The organism is Wolbachia endosymbiont (group B) of Apotomis betuletana (genome assembly GCF_947250475.1).
In the GTDB taxonomy this organism is placed as follows: domain Bacteria; phylum Pseudomonadota; class Alphaproteobacteria; order Rickettsiales; family Anaplasmataceae; genus Wolbachia.
This window is the reverse complement of record NZ_OX366320.1, coordinates 1,439,238-1,459,012: the sequence shown is the minus strand read 5'-3', so window position 1 is coordinate 1,459,012 and position 19,775 is coordinate 1,439,238. Positions and strand designations below refer to the sequence as shown.

The 19,775-nt window shown below is 33.8% G+C and carries 8 protein-coding genes and 6 pseudogenes; 5 read left to right on the top strand and 9 right to left on the bottom strand.

Annotation, left to right across the window (positions count from 1 at the left end):
- The first annotated feature begins 139 nt into the window (after positions 1-139).
- Positions 140-1,312: a 2-oxoglutarate dehydrogenase complex dihydrolipoyllysine-residue succinyltransferase gene (gene odhB / locus OOK82_RS06780; RefSeq protein ID WP_264704608.1), complete on the top strand. Its 1,173-nt coding sequence runs from the start codon at positions 140-142 to the stop codon at positions 1,310-1,312.
- Between the two features lie 93 nt (positions 1,313-1,405).
- Here the strand turns inward: odhB and OOK82_RS07785 are convergent.
- The 4 genes and pseudogenes from OOK82_RS07785 to OOK82_RS06750 form a co-directional block, all read right to left on the bottom strand.
- A pseudogene (locus OOK82_RS07785) lies at positions 1,406-2,313 on the bottom strand (IS5 family transposase).
- A gap of 74 nt (positions 2,314-2,387) precedes the next feature.
- Positions 2,388-3,116 carry an ankyrin repeat domain-containing protein gene (locus OOK82_RS06765; RefSeq protein WP_264686472.1) on the bottom strand — a complete coding sequence of 243 codons (729 nt, stop codon included), beginning with the start codon at positions 3,114-3,116 and terminating at the stop codon, positions 2,388-2,390.
- A gap of 457 nt (positions 3,117-3,573) precedes the next feature.
- Positions 3,574-5,031, bottom strand: a pseudogene (locus tag OOK82_RS07730) (reverse transcriptase N-terminal domain-containing protein); the annotation flags it as partial.
- Positions 5,010-5,138, bottom strand: a complete 129-nt coding sequence (locus tag OOK82_RS06750; RefSeq protein WP_264686740.1) for a hypothetical protein — start codon at positions 5,136-5,138, stop codon at positions 5,010-5,012. The gene OOK82_RS06750 and the pseudogene OOK82_RS07730, both read right to left, overlap by 22 nt.
- A gap of 118 nt (positions 5,139-5,256) precedes the next feature.
- On the opposite strand from OOK82_RS06750, the pseudogene OOK82_RS06745 reads away from it, so the two are divergent.
- Positions 5,257-5,927: pseudogene (locus OOK82_RS06745) on the top strand (IS630 family transposase); the annotation flags it as partial.
- A 45-nt stretch (positions 5,928-5,972) separates the two neighbouring features.
- On the opposite strand, the pseudogene OOK82_RS06740 reads toward OOK82_RS06745, so the two are convergent.
- Positions 5,973-7,186 (bottom strand): annotated as a pseudogene (locus tag OOK82_RS06740) (IS256 family transposase).
- 79 nt (positions 7,187-7,265) lie between these two features.
- Here OOK82_RS06740 and OOK82_RS06735 point away from each other — a divergent pair.
- Positions 7,266-7,424, top strand: a pseudogene (locus OOK82_RS06735) (transposase); the annotation flags it as partial.
- Positions 7,425-7,494: 70 nt separating this feature from the next.
- Here OOK82_RS06735 and OOK82_RS06730 read toward each other — a convergent pair.
- Positions 7,495-10,854 carry an ankyrin repeat domain-containing protein gene (locus tag OOK82_RS06730; RefSeq protein ID WP_264704605.1) on the bottom strand — a complete coding sequence of 1,120 codons (3,360 nt, stop codon included), beginning with the start codon at positions 10,852-10,854 and terminating at the stop codon, positions 7,495-7,497.
- Between the two features lie 681 nt (positions 10,855-11,535).
- Here OOK82_RS06730 and OOK82_RS06725 point away from each other — a divergent pair.
- Together OOK82_RS06725 and OOK82_RS06720 are read left to right on the top strand one after the other, a co-directional pair.
- Positions 11,536-14,184, top strand: coding sequence for an ankyrin repeat domain-containing protein (locus tag OOK82_RS06725; RefSeq protein ID WP_264704604.1), 2,649 nt, complete (start codon positions 11,536-11,538; stop codon positions 14,182-14,184).
- A gap of 81 nt (positions 14,185-14,265) precedes the next feature.
- A complete protein-coding gene (locus tag OOK82_RS06720; RefSeq protein WP_264704603.1) occupies positions 14,266-16,350 on the top strand; it encodes an ankyrin repeat domain-containing protein in 2,085 nt (694 codons plus the stop codon).
- A gap of 113 nt (positions 16,351-16,463) precedes the next feature.
- Here OOK82_RS06720 and OOK82_RS06715 read toward each other — a convergent pair whose 3' ends face one another.
- From OOK82_RS06715 to OOK82_RS06705, 3 genes and pseudogenes are all read right to left on the bottom strand, one after another.
- A complete protein-coding gene (locus OOK82_RS06715; protein ID WP_264704602.1) occupies positions 16,464-17,777 on the bottom strand; it encodes a hypothetical protein in 1,314 nt (437 codons plus the stop codon).
- 66 nt (positions 17,778-17,843) lie between these two features.
- A pseudogene (locus OOK82_RS06710) lies at positions 17,844-19,338 on the bottom strand (recombinase family protein).
- A complete protein-coding gene (locus OOK82_RS06705; RefSeq protein WP_264704370.1) occupies positions 19,331-19,771 on the bottom strand; it encodes a DUF2924 domain-containing protein in 441 nt (146 codons plus the stop codon). The pseudogene OOK82_RS06710 and the gene OOK82_RS06705 overlap by 8 nt, the downstream one beginning before the upstream one ends.
- Positions 19,772-19,775 lie beyond the last annotated feature (4 nt).

Here is a 19,775-nt window from a genome sequence, read left to right as displayed (position 1 = left end):
ATTTACTTAGTATTTTAATTTTGCATGTATTAGGAGGAAATAATCAAGCATTATGATAAAAGGCCTAATGAATTTATTAGTTTATTTATGTTTCTTTTCATGTATAAATTTATAGAAAGTTTTATGTAGAAGTTATTTTATGAGCAAAATTATAGAAATCAGAGCGCCAAAAACTCTTGGTGGTGAATCAGTTACGGAAGGTATAGTAAAAATAAAGAAAAATATCGGCGAAGCAGTAAAAGTAGATGACTTGATCTTTGAAATTGAAACTGATAAAACGGCGCTAGAACTAACTGCAGAAGCTTCAGGACAAATAACTGAATTTTTTGTGAAAGAAGATGATGTAATTAGCCCTGATCAATTACTGGCAAAACTTGCTGTAGGAGAAGTAAAAGAAGAAGTGAAAAAAGAAGATAAAGGCGAAAGCGCTGATAAAAAAGATGCCCCTTCAGCTCGTAAAATTATGGAAGAAAATGCAATTAGTGCAGAAAATGTAAAAGGAACTGGCATGGGAGGCAGAATAACTAAAGCGGATGTGATAGACCATATGAGTAAAGCTGAACAACCTCCGGTAAAACAATATGAATCGCCAAAAAGTGTAGTAAGTGGAGAGAGAAGAGAAGAGCGAGTGAAAATGAGCAAAATAAGGCAAGTAATAGCTGCTCGTTTGAAAGCATCGCAAAATACTGCTGCAATACTGACCACGTTCAATGAAATTGACATGAAAAACGTCATGGATCTGAGGGCAAAGTATAAAGAAACTTTTGAAAAGAAATATGGAATAAAACTGGGTTTCATGTCGTTTTTTATAAAGGCAGCAGTGCAAGCACTAAAAGAAATTCGTGAGATTAACGCTGAGATTTCAGGTGATGAAATTGTATATAAAAATTACTATGACATAGGTGTTGCTGTTGGCACTGACAAAGGTCTTGTTGTACCAGTTATTCGTGATGCTGATCAAATGTCATTTGCTGAAATTGAACTAACTTTAGTTGCTCTTGGCAAAAAAGCACGAGAAGGTAAGCTGCAAGTATCGGAAATGGAAGGTGCAACATTTACTATCTCAAACGGTGGTGTGTATGGTTCACTTCTTTCTACTCCGATAATAAACCCTCCGCAATCTGGAATACTTGGCATGCACTCAATACAAAATAGACCAGTTGCTGTGAGTAACTCAATTGAAATCAGACCTATGATGTACATTGCCCTCTCTTACGATCACAGAATAGTTGATGGCAAAGGAGCAGTTACTTTCCTTGTGAAAATCAAAAATTACATAGAAGATCCAAATAGATTGGTTTTGGAAATTTAAGCAGGTTAAAAGCGACAAGTAAGTTTTTCTGAAGTTTTCAAGATGGGTGGCTTTGTTGAATGGCAAGGAATGAGGAGGAGTAATGAAAGGAATTTACGAGGCAAATTTGAAAATAGGCATACCTATATCAGTAAAGTTATTAATCAAATAGCATTTTAAAAGCACCTCTTGAGAGCGATTTACCTCAGATTTATTCTTAAAACTAAATCCAAATGTTTTTTTGAGCCTCAGGAAAAAACTCTCGATACGTGAACGTATTTCATACCTTGTCTTCTTTTTCCAGTGGGTTAAATTGTAAGTTTTCCTTATACTAATGTTGTTGTTTCTTTCTGATAGATAATCTATATTGCTGCAGATTTTTTCTTGGCTTTATGATGGGTTTCAAATTGTATTGATTGCACAACTTATATAAATTATCTGTATCATAAGCTCCATCTGCACGCAGAGACTTAATCTTATAGATATCACCCATTTCCTTTAGTATTTTAGATGCTATCATGTGAAAGAAAATTAGTATATCGAATTGCCATTGCCTTTTTGCTGTTTTCGTCCAAAGCAACATGTAGCTTTCTTATTTGATCTGTACCATTATACTTCCTTATCTTGGCGTTATCTTTGTTATGTTGAGTACTGTTACTATAAATATGGATTACAGTACTATCTATAGCAATTTCAATATTCTCTATGTCATTTTTATCTGTTCTGTGGTCACATAATTTCAAATTAAGTTTGACGAGAAGCTTGTGAATACTTGGAGATTCTTCACTATACTTTGTAAATATCCTTTTATAAATCCAACTGCTTGCCTTAAGCCTATTCTAAATAGATTAACAACTATATGTACTGCAATAACAACCTTATCGCTATAAATCTCCAGGAATTTTTTCTGAACTTTCGTACCAGTTTTCTATAGCTTCATCGATAAAATGAAAGACATTTCCTCTTTTTTCTAAAAATTGATTATACTCTTTATGATTACTGACTTTCATCTTCTGTGGCATATACTCTACAAAATGTTCATTTCTTAATAGAGTAACCACTTTCTTTAGATTTTCTCCCTTTTTTTCTCCCATCTCTACTCGCTATGCAACAAAGCCAGCTCTGCTCTATTATAACTACTACCAATGCTGAATATTGCTTCTTGAAGAACTTTAATTCCAATAAGAGAAAAGGCCTTTATTTTTATGTCTTCTGTTCCACTTTTTCCTATATCCATTATTTTATTAGCAAACTCAGCCCATTTACCTGGCTTTCCTATTTGATTTTCTAGTCTCTCATAGTACTCTGATAAAGAGCGTTCATAAATAAAAACAAAATCTTCAACAAACTTTCTGAGCTTTTCATGCACTTCCTTTTCTTGCGCAGAAAGTCTTTCTGCTTGATTAGAAGATTCTGTTAAATGTTCTTCTAAAGTTTCAATAATCTTTTCCTTATTGGATTGCTTAGCAATATCGAGTGGAGTTTTACCTTGATTATTTTTAATGTTTTGGTCTATACCAGACACATTCAAAAGAAGTTCGACAATGTCTTGATGTTCTTTGCTTACAGCAACATGTAGTGGTGTATTACCACCATCATTGAGATCTATATCATTAATATTTTCTACTTGAGTAAGTAATTCTTTAATTGCATTAGTCTTGTCTAGCTCAGGATTGCCCGTTTTGTGTTCACGTATCATAAGAAACAACTTGGCAATATTAGTATCATCAGGGTTATATTGACGTCTTATTCTATTTTTAAACTGAAAAGATTTTTCTTCCCTATCTGAACTAGTTGCTTGTGGGTTAGTCTTTATATCTTGCATAAAATCCCTCTCTATTTCACATAAAAACCTAAATTTTATTATATGCTAATCAATACAATTGGCAATGCAAGTAGTTTTTATGTGTCTTTTAATATTTTATCTTCAGGCTATTTTATTTAAGTTTTTGACTAAAGAGTTATATATCTCTTTGGCCTAGCAATACATTCTACTAAAAATTTAGATAAATAACCATTTCCAGAACTCAAAACCAGCTAGTGAGTTATCTAAGTGGAGAAAGTCACCTCTCCCCACTTGACTTCAAAACCGGACTTCCCATCATCCGGCTTCTCTCTAATTTGGTATACATACTTCCATGTAATTGATCGTGGCAGTGCTTATGAAGCAAGGATAGATTTTTCATGTTATTATTGCAATCTTGATGATGTACATGTGTTAAACCTAAACCAAAGATAACAATAATTACATTTACCTTGCTGTAACTTCAGTAATTTTATTACTCGTGATCTGGTAATTTACTTAAACGATTTCCCCAATATGGCCAATCTCCATCATACGGAGATCTATTTCCATTTACTTTGATATGTCGTTTAATAGCATGATCCCTATGTCTAATAAGATATAATTTGTTATTTACCATATATCTCCAATTGTCGTTACCATACTTTTTAAAGTATTTTCTTTTAACCCAACACCTTCTTTTGTCATGGTGTCTATAGACAGCCCATTTCCAAAGTTTGTTATGCATAGAGTAGTCTAATAAATTAAAGACTTTGCTTGAGACTACCGAGATGTAATATTGGCTCCAACCCCTTATTATTGGATTAAGTTCTTTTATTACAGTTTCTTGTGGCGCTGCTCGCAACTCTTTAAGCTTATGTTTTATAGATAACAAGTGTTGACTTATAGATTTACGACTTGGTTTAATCAATAACTTGTAACCTCTCTTATTTTGACGTGTTTGATAATGCCTTATTGAAAATCCAAGAAAATCAAATCCTGGCTTTTCCCCATTTAGGGATTTCAGTGTATGTGCAATTCTTGTCTTTGATGACTTTAATTCTAGTCCAACGGGTTTTAGCCATTTTTCAGTTAGAACCTTTGCCTTCATCACAAGTTCCTCGCTCTCGTGTAATACCACAAAATCATCAGCGTACGTAATTACACTAACTGAATTTTGCGCCTGCTTGCGAGACACCCTGCTATATTTCTTTTTCGCATATTGGAAAAGTTCTTCCTTAAGTTCTTCTTTGATATTCTGTTCTAGTCCATATAGTGCTACACATGCAAGTAATGGAGAAATTGCTCCACCTTGAATTGTGCCACGTTTGGTAGGAATGAACTTTCTATCTTCCATAATGCCTGCTTTCAACCATCCTTTTATAATTCTCTTTAAAGTTGGTGTGGTATTAAGTTTTTCAAGCAGTACAGAATGTTTCAAAGCATCCGGAAATATCAGCATCTAGTATAAATGCTGTTTTCTGACCAAGTGCGATAAATATAGCTGCTATTGCATCATGACACGATCTACCAGATCTAAAACCGTAAGTGTTAGGCTCAAACTTTGCTTCCCATTCCGGTTCTAGTGCCATTTTAACAAGTGTTTGCTTTGCTCTATCTGCTATTGTAGGAATACCGAGCGGGCGATACTCCGATGGCCTATCAGATTTTGGGATCCATACCCGTCTTGATGGCTTTGCCTTCTCTCTTATATTTAAGGAATTTGCTAATAGCAATCTTTCCTTTTTATTAAGATTAGACTTTCCATCAATGCCTGAAGTCTTTTTCCCTTTGTTATCCTGAGTTACCCTTCTAACAGCGAGCATTCTTGCACTTGTTGACTTTAGTAATAACCTCTGAAGATTATGCATCTTCTTGATATCATTACATTGTGAAGCTCGGTAAATTCGTTTTTGTAGCTTAAATGAAGATTTCTCAAGCTTGCGCCAAATTCCATTCATACTTAACATTTTGTTGGCTCATAACATATTCACTACTATTCACAACTTTACCTTCCAAATTACAGTGTTTACGTCTGCATATCCCAAATATTACTTTAGGCATTAGCTTCTTAAACAATCCCTCCACATAGAAGCATTTAGTGGGCCACCTTCTTAGTTATAGCTCTTTTCATAATAGTCCAAACGAGGTAAAATAAGGTTTTATAGTAGTGAAGGTAAGGATGCCAGCAGCATATAGTTATAAAAAAAGCAATGGAAGCACTAGAAGAAGGAGAAAGCAGGGAAACGGTGGCAGCAAGATTTAAAATTGGAAGAACTACGTTATGGGAGTGGCAGCAAAGAAGAAAAGAAACAGGAGATTTTCAGTCAAAAAAACTTGGAAATGGAGGTTATAATCACAAAATTACTGACTGGAATAAATTTACTGAATTTGCTAAAAAATATGGTGGTATCGGAAATGGCTAAGCTTTGGAGCAATGTTAGTATCCCAACGATCCATCGAGCTCTTAAAAAAATTGGACTCACACGCAAAAAAAGACATATGGATACAAAGAAAGAAACGAAGAAAAACGCGCTGAATTTTTGAAAATTATAGCAACAAAAGAACCTCAAAACTTAGTTTATATAGATGAGTCTGGCATTGATAACACCGAGTTATGGATATTGCCAGAAGGGACAGAGGTTTTATGCTCTAAAATCTGGTAAAAAAATTCAACGAATCAGTATGATTGCAGCCTTAAACGGCAGAAAAATAGTTGTTCCGTTAACATTTGAAGGCCACTGTAATATGGATATCTTTAATAAATGGTTTGAGCAGTTTCTGACACCGATTTTGAAACCTGGACAAACTGTTATCCTTGATAATGCTACTTTTCATAAGTCTAATAAGATTTGCTAAAGGAGGGGAGTGTTAAATAAAGTGTGTCAAACCACATTTTCAACTCAACTCAATTTTCAATCTACCAGGAAAGAAAATATCAAGCTGTGACATAGTTAATGCCCAATCACGTACAGGCATCGTCCACTTTTCTTCCACCTTTTTTATAGCACAATATACCTGTTTATACAAGGCATTTGTGCTGGTAAATGAGCCTTTGGTCTTGGTGAATTTTCTAATTTGCCTGTGTAGTCCCTCTATCGGATTAGTGGTGTAAATTACTCTCCTCATTGGATCAGAATACTTGAAATAACTAGACAAATTTTCCCAATTATTCTGCCACGATTTTATAACCATAGGGTACTTTGCACCCCATTTTTCATCCAGTTCTAGTAGATAATTCTCAGCAATTTCCTTGCTTGGTGCTTGATATACCTTCCTCAAATCACTTAAAAAGCTCTTTGTATCTTTGCTAGCCACATACTTCAATGAATTACGTATCTGATGCACTATACATTTCTGTATTAGGAAAGACGCTGTTTATAGCTGTAGGAAAGCTTTTTAACACAGGCTATTAGGATATCTTCTACACCTCTTTCCTTGAGGTCGTTTAGTACACCTAACCAGAAGTTCGCTCCTTCACTTTCAGCTAAATAGAAGCCTAACACCTCTTTTCTGCCATTCTGATCTATACCTAATATATTATACATGCACTTGCTTACACAGCGTCCGTCCTCTTTTACTTTAAAGAACATTCCATCCATAAAAACTATCGGATAAACTGCCTGTAAAGGACGACTGCGCCATTCGTTAATCACTGGCAATAATTTATCAGTAATACTGGATATTTCAGCAACCGATATCTTGTTGTCATAAATTTCTTCGACGTGTGACATTATGTCTCTATATCCCATACCGCTGGCAAACATGCTCAAAATCTTTGTTTCAAGTTCAGAATGTAGGCTTGTTTGCCTTTTTTTGACTATTTGTGGCTCAAAGCTTCCTTCTCTGTCTCTTGGTGTTAGCAGCTCGAATGATCCGGAACTTGTTCGTAAAGTTTTTGAATTTTTGCCGTTTCTGCGATTATTTTCTTCGTTCCTATTATTTGATAAATGGCTTTCCATTTCACCTTCTAAACTTGCCTCTAGCAGCTTCTTTATCAATGGTGTTAGCGCTCCATCTCTTCCGGTAAGTGGCCTACCTTCTCGTATAGATGACAGAATATTTGACTCTAGTTCTTGATAGTCTACTAATCCAACATATTTATTTGCCATTTTTTCACTCATGTGTAAAACCTCCGTTTTATATTAATTGTAATATTTTACTTTTCGGTTTGACACACTTTATTTAACACTCCCTAAAGGAGTTGGCGCAGAAATTTTATATCTACCGCCTTATTCTCCCGATTTTAACAAAATTGAGCATTATTGGTTTGCTATAAAAAACAGAGCTAGGAAAAACATCCCTCTATTCACATCTTTTCGTCATGCTGTTGATTCCGCTTTTCTATAAGCTTTTCGGACTATTATGAAAAGAGCTATACTTCTCCTTTGATGGAATTTCTTCATATTTTATCATACCCTCAAATTACTCCATAACCATTACTAAATACAAAGCCTTGATCTGGAGTAGAATGTTTTAAAACAGAAACATCACAAAGATCTCCCTTAGATTGAGAATTTTCTTTAGCACGTTTTAGTTTTTTAAATATTTTAGTGTTTTTATCTATATTCTTCTCAGCATAATCATATAAAAGATGCAGTAACTTTCCACCAGCGTTAATGGCAATTTCAATAGTCGTATTTTCATCATTACCATCTGGAGAGTAGTTTAAGCTTGGTTTGAAACCATGTTTCTTCTTTGATTCTAGTAACTCTTTTATCTCTTTGAGTAATTTATCTAGCTTACGCGTATCCTTTTCATTTGCCGCTTCTTTTACCTTATTAAACAGCTCACCATCTTGAACTCTTTTTATAACACATTTTCTTTTATCTCCTTCATTTTTAACGGATTTGAGATCTATACAACCAACATTAATATTTGGATCAGCAAGCAGAAGGTCAATAATCTTGGAATAGCTATTTTCTAGTGCTAACGACAAAGGAGTAAAATCTTGATAGTTTCCAGTAGCTTTATAATCAACATTTGCCCCATGCTTCAGAAAGAATTCAACTACATACTTATAATCCTTTCCTGCTGCAAGATGTAAAGGAGTCAGCCCATTCCGATCGTTAGCATTAACATTAACATTTTTTTCTTCGATTAGGTATTTAACTATCTCTAAATGACCATTCTCAGCAGCTTTATGTAATGGAATCTTACCTGAAGCATCTTTAGCATTAACATCAGCTCTATAATCCAGAAGAAGTTTAACTATATCTACGTAACCATTTCCTGCTGCTGTATGTAAAGAAGTCAAATTTTCCTGATTTACACCAGCTACAGCATGAACGTCAGCTCCATTACTCAGAAGAGATTTAACTACTTCATAATAACCATTTTCTACTGCCCAATGTAAAGAAGTACAATTTACTTCATCTCTAGCATAAACATTAACTCCTTGTTCAATTAATCTTTTAACCTTTTTCAAATTTTTATTTTTTAAAGCTAAAAATAATTCCTTTGTATTCTTTTCTAATCTTTTTGATTCCTTTTTATCATTTAGATCCTGCTTATGCCTTCCATTCTGAGTCTTTGTACTCTTACTAGTACTATCTTTTTCATCTAAAGAAAGCTGTGGTTTCGCTTCTTGAACTTGATGAAATTTTTTAGCTTTCTTCTTTTTGTTTTTATTATGTCTACTTTCTTTACTCTGAGGTTTGCTAATATCATCTCCTTCATGTTCTGAGCTTTGTGAAGACCTAGAACTTATATCACTCTCTAACACTGAATTTGCACGCTTGTTTTTATCTAAGGCCTGATCCTTTTCATGATCTCTATTAGCTTTCAACGCATTCGTAACCTCTTCAGCATATTCTCTTTTTCCTTCCTTTTGCAATTTTGTTGCTATACGTTCAGCTTGCTCTATGTTTCCTTTCTCTATTAACTCTAGTGCCTTCTTTCTCCATTCCTCAGGACTCGATTTTTCTTGCTCAATATTTACATTATCTTCTTCCTCTGGTTCTATTATTTTCAATAAATTACTTTTATCATCTATAATGTAGACATTACTAGCAGCACGAGTAACTCCAACATACAGAGCGTTCATATAAAATTTATATTTCTCCAAAGACTTATCTTTCTTATCCTTATTTCTTGAAGTGTTAACTTCCTTTTCATTGTATGAATCACGAATTCTATTAATAGTATTATCTATCTCCCCGTCACTTTTATCCGTACATGCTATCTTCCATATTTCATTATAAGCTTTACATGATGTAAACTTGTAAAGAATCACATTTTCAAATTCCAAGCCTTTGGCTTCATGTATATTAAACACAAGTGGAGTATCAAATAACTGACGTGCACTTTTTTTACTTTCATCATTCAGAACTAAAACAGCGCAATTTATAGATTCATTTACTTGTTTTGCTATTTCTTCTTTTTTATCATCAGTAATAAAGCCAACGTTCCCTTTCTTCTTAGTCTCACTCTTCATGAAAAAAGCGTTGTCTACTGTTATTTTATCTTCTGAAGCAAAACAATAATTCTTAAGATGTAGTATACGATTGGCGAATTCAATAACTTGCTCACTATTACGATAATTCCTCTCAAGGGTATAAAAAACTCCCGATCCTTGGCTCATTATATATCTATTTTGACAAAGAAAAGATTTTAACTTAGATAAAGAGAAAAAACTTGGATGTATTACTTGATTAACATCACCACATAGTAAAAAGTTACTCTTATTCTCATCTTTTAAACTCTTTAACACCAGATCTAATGTGCTCTCAGTTAAATCCTGAACTTCATCTACAACAATCGCATCATACATTCCTTCTGTAATGCATTTATGAGTAACAAGATTAGGATCATAATACTCTGAATCTTTTTCTATAAACTTCCTGTACTCTTTAAAAAAATCATAAATATTACTCCTTTCATTCTCAGGAAACATAGATTCTCTCTTTCCTAATTTCTCATATAGGTCTTTTCCGTTCTCTCCTAATAAGCCTTTTCCCCCTATTACAGCTGTAAATTCTTCGAATATTTTATCTCCGTCTTTTTTATACTCCTTAAATTTATCTTTCTTGCATATTTCATCGAACCATGAAAAAAACTTATTTCTATCAATTGGCTTCTTTCCTTTTATATCTTCTGCTTTCTTTTCAAGAAACTCATGAAGAGATAAGAACTCAATTCTTTCTGGAATGCCAATCTTGAATTCACCAGCAATTTCATCATAGTATTCGTATTCAAATAATTCTTTTGATTGTTTTATAAGATTTTCAGACTGGGTAATATATAGAACTTTTCCTTCCTCGAACTTCTCTTTTATCCTTTTTAGGCTCTCCAAAGCCACTGATGTCTTTCCACTACCAGCAGCTCCATTGATAACTAAAGGTAATTCAATCCTTTCAACTATATCTTCCTGCTTTGCACTAAAAGTAATAAATTTACCGAGATAACTAACTTGTGGAGCATCTTCAATCTCTACTGTATCAGGAACTTCTTCACCTATTATTTTTATGTTTCTTATTTTCTCTCTATTCGTTAAAAATTTAGACTTATGATAATCATGATTCAGAATTACTTCTAAAATAACAAAAGCATCTTTGTCATTATGTTTTCTCCTCGTAAATAGTAATCTGTCACTATCACTTAATTTAGCTCGAAAATATTCAATATTCCCATCACCTTTTATTAACTTTATATTTCCTTGGCTTGTAATGTTGTTTTCCTCTAAATCTTTAATTATTTCATTGAACTTTTTCCTTAAAGGAGTTTTACCATTGTCTAAATCACAGTCATTAAACTCTTCACAATAAAATACAATACTCATAACTTTTATTAACTATTTAATTATATTAAGAATATAATAATATTATTAATACGTCAATATATTTATTACTAGATTAACCTTTATTATTTATTAATACGTAATTCTTATCTTGTAATTAGATAAGTAATGAAATAAATTTATACTTGTTTGGTATTAAATGACCTGAGTAATTTGATCGTCTCTAATAACTAAAACCGGCTAGTGAGAGAAGAGTTTGTTTTGGGATGCGTTGGTCTACCGCTAGATCCGTGCGAACTTTTCTTTATAATAATTTTACTATACCACAAAATCCGCTATATTAGACTACTTCAGCTAAATTCACATATGAACTAACTTACCTAGCTTCGGTGCAAGAATTTTAAGCTTCTATTTTCACAACGCAGCTTTTATTTAAATTGTTCTCGCGAAGGTACGTACTATTTTTCTATTTTTGGAATAAAGTAAACAAATAAATTTTCGTTGATGCTAGAGAGTGTAATATTTTGTTGCATTAGAACGGACTTTTAATGTAAGTTGACAGAGCTTTTGATATGTTTCCTTGTTGAATAATTCTAAAATAAATTAATGTTTCTAATTTAGAGGTTTATTATGCATGTTGACAAAAGCTAGGTTAATTCGTACCATTAATACGGTAATATTATAGATACTTTAAAAAGTAGAAGGCCAGTGTTGTTAGGGGGAATGATGGATAGTGACCACTATGAGGTATTAGGAGTGAAACCCGATGCCACTCAACATAAGATAAGACAGGAATACCACAGGTTGTCTAAGGAGTATCATCCGGATAGATTTCTTTCACCTGGTGAACGGGATAAACACAGAAAACTATCGGAAAGAAAAAAAGATGGGGAATCACTCTCATCGTTAGAAGAAGAGCAGCTAGTTCAGCTTGAAAAAAAACTCTTGCCCTTTAAGAAAATTTCTTTTGCATATGGTACATTATCCGACTCAAAAAAAAGAGAGCGCTATGACAGAAAGAGAGAATCTTGTACCCGTGATGGGTATAGTCAAACACCAAGGGCGAGAGATGAAAATAATGATGAAGCTTCAGAAGAATTTGATGAAGAATTCGATATTTCTTACACGACAACCCTTAATGAGTTGAGAAACACTTTAAGCAAAGCAGTCAATGGTGATGATTATCAAAAATTAAATGAAGTTATAAGGGATAATCGATATTATGTGTTTATAACTAGTCTGAATAGTGATAATTTTAAAGCCTTTTGTTCAGAATACCTTAATTTGGATTTGCACGAAAGGACTGATCGTAAGTATATATATGACAACATATTGTCAAAGTATAATCTTGGCACAGAAGGTGGTGATTGCAATTTTTTAGAAAGAGAATTAATACTTCTAGCAATTGCAGCCAATAACAAGCTCGCAGAAAAGTATCAGGATGTATTGCTTAATCAAGAAGATTTAGAACTAAAATCTCTATTACTGCTTGTAGGCGGGCAAAAATACATTGACATTTTATCCGATAAATTGAAAGAGAAAGATAACCGAATAAAAGTTGTAAGCCATAAATTCTTTTCAACTATAGCATTAAGAAAGGAATTTAACCAGCTTTTTACTAGCCATATTACTCAATACTTGAAAACATTAAAAGATAACAATATTGTTGATACGATACGTAATATACTTGATGCAGCGACGTCTGTTCAAAATAAAGAGTGTATCAAAGCAATACTAGTTTCATCCAGAAAAGCTGGACTTAGTGGTGCTAGTCTTTTGTATCTTGCTGCTTGCTATAGTAGAGAAACAGCTCAAGACTTTTTGAATAATGGAATTAGTGTTAATGTTAAAGATATTAATGATATGACACCTTTACACTTTATAGCTCGCAATGTAGGTCAAGTAGCTCAAAAAGATACTAATAATGGGTGGTTTTCTGTGTTGCCTAACTGGTTGAATTTTTCTAGTAGTAGCGCAGGCAACGATGATACGGCACCCTTTCGAGAAGGTATAGAGTTTCTTCTTGGTAAAGGTGCTAACATTGATGCCAAAGATAGTGGTGGTATGACACCTTTACACTTTGCAGTTTGTAATGGCAATTTGGAGATGATAAAGTTTCTTGTGAAGGAAGGCGCTGACTTTGATCTTGAATGTAAGGGTAAAACTGTTTTAGATTTGGCAAGATCATCAGAATCAGAAAACAAAGAAGAAGTGATAAAATTCTTTGAGGAAGAGGTAGAAATAGGAAAGAGGCGTACACCTTTACATTACGCTATTTTAAGTGATAATTCTAAAACACTTAAGCTTCTTCTCGAACAAGAACGCTTTATTAACGCTCAAGATTCTGAAAATTGTACGCCTTTAGCCCTTGCTATTGAAAAGAGCAAATTGGAAGCCATTAATCTTTTACTTAATCATGAAGATTATTTTGATTTTTCATACTTGAGCTTGGCAATCAAAAAGTTGAAAGTATCAAACAACAGAGCAAAGGACATATTTAATCTTTTGGCAGAGAAACTTAAAAAGGAATTTGATGAAACAAAAGCTCAACTTAAACAAGGAAATGGTGATCTAATTAGCCAAGTACAAGTAGAGAAACTTAAGGAAACAGAAGCTAAACTTGCAAGGAATAATGAAGCGCTGGAGCAGATACAGATTGAACTCAAAGTAAAGAAGCAAGAGTTTGCAAATAAAGAGAAAGAGCTAGAAGGTAAAACTAAGGAAGTAGCTGTGCTTCTTAAGGAAAAAAATGGTCTAACTAGTCAAGTAGAAAAGCTTAAGCAAGCAAACGCTGAACTAAAAGAAAAAGCTAGCCAGGTGGAAGAAAATAGTCAATTAAAGGAGAAGCTAAATAGTGAAGTAAATGAACTTAGAGAAGAATCCAATAGAACAAAGGCTCAGCTTAAAGAGAAGGAAGGAGAAGTTAGTAAATTAAATGATCAGGTAACTCAATTTATTAATGAAAAAAGTCAACTTAGAGATGAACTTAACGCAACAAAAGCTCAGCTTGTAGACTTGCAGAAAAAGCTCGATGATGCAAAGCAATTAGAAGAGAATTTAAATGGAATGCAACAAAGCTTGAAAGGTCCAAATCCAGATAATGGAAGCAAAAAACTCTCAGCAGCAAGCGCTCAGGGTAGAAAGCAAATAACCTATGCTTCTATTTCTTTTGTATTATCTGGAGCATTTGCTGTTGGTGCAAGTTTAACAATGTTTCATTCAGCAGTGTGTATTATACTTTCTGTAGCCGCATTAACTTTTCTTGCAGTAGGGTGTTACTGTTCATATAAGGCAAATACGGCACTTAGTAATGTTGAAACCGATCAAGTCTTAAAGGATCCTGAACGTGTAGTTTCTCAAAATAGTGTTTAGAGTATCTTAGTAAAAAAATTATGCTTGATTAGATTTGTTTGTACTATATACTATAGCATGTGTTTATAGATTGGAGTGGATATGGTAGCTAAAGACAATGAGCAAAATCTTAACAGAAAAACAAATCCAGAGATAAACGAAACATTGGAGGGGCTACCAAAAATGCTAGAGAAAGAGCAATTCGATCATGAGTATGAGTTGGTTAAAGAATATTTAAATTCAGCTTATAATCGTCCTTTATTCTTTCATGATCGCTCTTTAGTGGGTGCTGTTGAATTTAAGTATTCACTTGATAATTTAATGTATGAACGGTTTGTTGAAACATCTGATTTAACAGAAAGTCAAGAGGAGTTAAATAAGGGATTATTAAGCATTCTTACCGTCTATCCACCTTCTTTTGATGAAAAAAATGGTTATATTCCAAGACTTACGGAGTTTTTAAAAAAAAATGAGAAACATCCAGATCTAAAATATGTTCTTAACCTAAAAATAGGAGAATCTGGATTGACAATATTACATTTACTATCGAGTGTGGATTGGGTAAGTAGCATATATGGTTGTGCCATGGGTTTACTCTTAAAAGCAGGAGCTGATCCTAATAGAAAGAGTGATGGAGGTAAGACACCTTTACATTATGCTACAGGATCTTGTAGTATAACTCATCTCCTAAGAGCAGGAGTTGATACTAATATAAGGGACAATGAAGGGAAAACACCTTTGCATTATGCTGCTGACATTGGTGATAGTAAAAGTGTAGATTTGCTTCTAGAGAACAACGCTAAACCCGATTTACGTGATGGACAAGGGAAGACCCCACTAGAAGTTGCAATTGATAATCATCACTACCATATTGAAAAGTGCTTTTTCACTGACAGTCAGAAGATATTATACAAAGAATTACATGATATAATTCACGAAGTATTATATCAACGTGAAAGATCGTCTGTAAATTATTTGGATTACATTGGTAACTTTACTAAAAATCTAAAAGACTTTTTGGAGAAACACAAGAATAATCAAGATCTAAAAGTGGTTTTAAATATTCGGGGTAAAGAAGGAAAGTCAAAAGTGCTTCGACGTGCAAGAAGTATTCTTTTTGATTCTGGAATTGGTACCGAAGTAGAAAACTTACTTTTGAAAGCAGGAGTAGCTGACCAAAAAGAGTTAGATTATGACAGGAAAGAGTGTTTGTTTAGGACCTTATGGAGTAATTTAATACCAAGGCAGAAGATAATGCTGAACGAATTTTTTAGTGAAGTATCTAAAGCTCAAAATATGGATCTACTAGAAAAAGTTGTAAGCAAAGCTATATACTCTGGAGTAAGGTTTAATTTTCCTAAACGATTTTCTCAAGGTGAAGATATGTATGAAAGTACGTATAATTTTACAGATCGTGTAATGGAAAGAATTAGTGAATTAGAAAAGAATCCTAAAGTTGCCAGTAAGATAGTATGTAAATTGGTATCAAGAGGAGCAGTATTGTGTAACAATGGTAGCATAAAAGTAATTGAGGCACTGGAGTCAGAATTTCAAGACCATAAAACCAATATGAAAGAAGCCTATGCAGAATATGTCAATCGCACTCTAGAGTTTATGGAAATTGTTAAAAGTGCAGCTAGTGGTAGGGTAAAAAATGCAAGAATGGATAACTCTACTTTTTATTTAGAATATTCAGAGGATAGCACGATAGATGTTGCAAAGATCACAGATGGAGCAAGGAGTTTAGGGCTAACTCAGGGAAGCATAGAATATGGAAGAGACTTGATAAAAATCGGTAAAAGTGAGGTAGAAATTATAACAAGAAATGGCACAAGGAATTACACAGACTTTGCAGATAATAGTGATATAGTATTAACTTTCTACACTAGCCAAGGGGAGTTAGAAGTTAGGTTATACCCTGACGAGCAAAATAAAGAACAAATAAGGGTAGAAATAAAAGATCAAGGTCTGCTGGAAAGTTTAAAGAACTGTGAAGAAGAACTAGGAAGGAATTGCTTGCTAGGAGGGTTATCAGTCAATAAGGCAATAGAACAAAGATATTTTTTCAGATCTGGAAAGCTTAGTCAACCTTCTGAAACACTTAGCGTCAACTCCTCATTAGGTGATGTATCTTTATCTTCTCCTATACAAGAAAGTATACAAAAGGTAAGATGGTCAGTTACATAATTTTACAATGGAAAGCCATGGTAATATTAAGTTAACATTTTGAGTAATTTTCTCAATAAATTATCTTATTTAAAGGTTTACCTGATGCTTATTTGTTTTTAAGCATAACATTTTTATGTTGTATTCAAATAAGAATGAACAATGACAGGCTGTGCTGGATCTTCCACTTTCTCCAGTTTGGTATTTGGCTTGAACGAATTATACAGTGCAAAACCTATACACGCTAATCCAACAATCCCTCCAATTACGGCTATTACATGTATTTTCATAATATAGGATACAACACTACCCACCAATAACACTATCCCAGCACTACTAGACAGGATTACTCGTTTTTGCTGTATTGTTTTTGTTGATGGATTTTCTTCTTTGCCTGCAGCATCACTATTAAAACATTTTCGAAAAGGAAAGCTATCAGAAATATTGCGCTCTTGCACAGCATTTTCTATTGAGAAGTTTTGGACTTTTTTGCTGTTTTCAAATGTCAGGTGAAAATTTTCGTTATCTTCATTGTCTAATAATACTGGATCTAATGGTATCAACCTTTTTGCTGACATCGCTTTTTCTTTAGCACGCTCTATCGTTGTTGGATTAAAATTACCTATACGTTCGTCGTCTAATAATACCAGATCTAATGGTATTAGTCTTTGTGTTGACACCATTTTTTCTTTAGGAAGAGGAACCTCGGTTTCAGCTCTCTCATTATTTTCAAATGTCAGTTGAAAATCTTCTTTATCTTTATTAATATCCTTATATGACTCAGTGTCAGTTTCTTTAGCTTTATAAAAATTTATTATCTCCTCTTGCCCTTCTATATCAAAACACTTATCCATCACTTCTTTAACCTTCCTTGATACACTACAAGCCATCGATTCTTCCATAGTATTGTCTGTTGAAGCATTTTTGCCTTCTTCGTTACTTCCACATGATCTGGTGTCGGTTGATATCTCTGCATTAGCACCAACTTGAATTGTTATATTTTGATTCAGCACTTTCTTATTATTTTTATCATAAAGATCTTTTACTCTTACTACACCATCTTCAACAGCACTATGGGTACGTATTGGTTCTCCATTACTCCCTAAATATTCTGAGATTATTTTCTTATCATTAACTTCCTCAAAAAGACCATGTTTTTTGGCTTCTTCTAAAAGATTCTTTACAGCTTGGTTGTTCTTACAAAATTTAGCATAATGTAGTAGTGTAAATACGTCTTTTCTACCTTCATGTTTGTAAACTACTCTTGTCAGCAGAATCTTTCTTGTGTTGTAATCAGATTTCTTCAATTTTTCACTAATACTTTTACCCTCTTCTATCTTTTTTAATAGCTTAAAAAGCTTTTCTTTATCTTGATTTGTTAACTTGCCATCATTACTTGTCAACTCATAAGTTATATCTGCTCTATTAGCGTTTTTTATTATTCTCATACTATTATACTCCTACTGTTGTCTTTATAAATGAGTTATGTTAGGAAAGTATTAATTGTGCAATTTTTAAGGCGCTAATTTGTAAAATCTTTCAAATTGCTCACTCCACAGCATCGGTATTTCCCTTAAATCAGCTAGCCTCAAATTACTTGGTTGCCTCCCATTTACTATGTCTTCTTTAATCTTCGGAGCTAAATAATTTAATCTTAAAATTTGTTGTATACGTCTTGTACCTATGTTAATTTTGGCACTGAGTTCCTTAACACTTCTATATTTTCCTTCCTCTAGCTGCCGTTTCCATAGGTGAGCTCTTACCACTGCTCTCAGTAGTGCATTATTTGTTTTTCCTTCTGGTTCCATTACCGTGCATTTATTTCCTTTCTTCTTTAAATTCATTGCTATAAATGTCTTCTCTGACTCAGAATGCACCTCTATTCCATCTTCTTTTACCATTACTCCCTTTATTAACTTTTTCACTACTTCTTTCTGCTTTCCAAAACTTAAATTTTTCCACTCTTCTTCGGTCTTTTCTTTCCAATTTTCATATAGCTGCTCTGTCTTCCTCATTACTTCTTTTTCCACTTCTCCAGCTACTATTGTTCGATTCACTGATTCACAACCTTTTCCTCTTAAGTGATTGTTGCATACGTAATATCGATATCTTTTATTCTCTTTTTTTGCATACGTCAGTGTCATATTTACATCACAGCTCTTGCACTTAATTATTCCCCTAAGCAGTGCTTCCTCATATTTTGCTTTCCTATATGGTTGATTCCTTATCAATTCCTGCGCTTTTTGCCACTTTTCCTCTTCTATTATTGCTTCATGCTTTCCCTCATACTCTTTCTCATAATGCCTAATTTTTCCCATATATATTGGATTTGTTATTATTCTTCTCACCGTGGCCTTTTTAAAGATATCTGATTTTGTTCTGTAACCTTGGCTATTTAACTCCCTTGCCAACTCTGCCATTGACTTCGGCTCCAAATATCTTTCAAACATATGCTTCACTGTCTTTGCTTCTTTCTCATTTATTATTAATTCTTTATCTTTCACATCATACCCAAATGGCAAAGTTCCACCCATCCATAATCCCTGCTCCTTTGATGTTGCTATTTTATTTTTTACTCTCTCCACTATCATTTCTCTTTCTAGTTGTGCTGCTCCTGATAACACTGTTTGTACAAACTTTCCCATTGGCCGTATTATTGTCAAATATCTGCGTTACTGCTACAAAATTTACTCTATGCCTTCTAAAAAATGACGTTACTTCGATGCTGTCTTTTGTTTCTCTTGAGAGCCTATCCAGCGTATATACTACTACACAATCTACTTCTCCTTTTTTTACATCTTCAAATAATTCCTTTATTGCTGGTCTTTCTAAATTCTTTCCTGAGAAACCTCCATCGTCGTACCTTTTGGCCAATGCTACCCAGCCTTCTTTGCTCTTTATGTACTTCTCACATGCTACTCGTTGCGCATCTAAACTGTTAAACTTCTGCTCTAGACCGTCTTCATTTGACTTTCTCGTATATATTCCACATCTTATCCCTTTACACATTTTCCCTTCCCTTTTGATCACGCAAACCAAATAGGAGCGGCCCATTGTAACTCATTCCCATTATTTTTCCGGCTACTGCTGATAATGATGTGAAAAATTCTTCTCTGTAGATTAAACCCTTATCTGTTACCATTACTGCGTGAGTCTCTTCCCCTCTCTCTAATATTAGCTCTGTTCCCTCTACTGGCAGTTTATCGCTACTTATTCTTTTTCCCTTCTCTAGCCGATCTGCCAGATACTCTAGTCTTTTTGTCCCCTTTCTTGACATTTCTCCATACGCTTTTTCCTGCATTCTATAAGCTAATCTTGGTATCAGATATTTCTTTGAGTATCTAGGCGCCTCTTCCCCAAATACCTTCTTCCACGTTTTTCTCAGCTCACCCAAAGGTTTTCTCTCTAAATTCATTACTTTCTTTTCTATTTCTTCCTCCATATTT

What these genes read in the sequence shown, in the direction of transcription:
- OOK82_RS06725 (WP_264704604.1), top strand. Translation starts at nt 11,536, where the DNA reads ATGATGGATAGTGACCACTATGAGGTATTAGGAGTGAAACCCGATGCC.
- OOK82_RS06730 (WP_264704605.1), bottom strand. Translation starts at nt 10,854, where the DNA reads ATGAGTATTGTATTTTATTGTGAAGAGTTTAATGACTGTGATTTAGAC.
- OOK82_RS06750 (WP_264686740.1), bottom strand. Translation starts at nt 5,138, where the DNA reads ATGCCTAAAGTAATATTTGGGATATGCAGACGTAAACACTGTAATTTG.
- OOK82_RS06765 (WP_264686472.1), bottom strand. Translation starts at nt 3,116, where the DNA reads ATGCAAGATATAAAGACTAACCCACAAGCAACTAGTTCAGATAGGGAA.
- OOK82_RS06715 (WP_264704602.1), bottom strand. Translation starts at nt 17,777, where the DNA reads ATGAGAATAATAAAAAACGCTAATAGAGCAGATATAACTTATGAGTTG.
- OOK82_RS06705 (WP_264704370.1), bottom strand. Translation starts at nt 19,771, where the DNA reads ATGGAGGAAGAAATAGAAAAGAAAGTAATGAATTTAGAGAGAAAACCT.
- OOK82_RS06720 (WP_264704603.1), top strand. Translation starts at nt 14,266, where the DNA reads ATGGTAGCTAAAGACAATGAGCAAAATCTTAACAGAAAAACAAATCCA.
- odhB (WP_264704608.1), top strand. Translation starts at nt 140, where the DNA reads ATGAGCAAAATTATAGAAATCAGAGCGCCAAAAACTCTTGGTGGTGAA.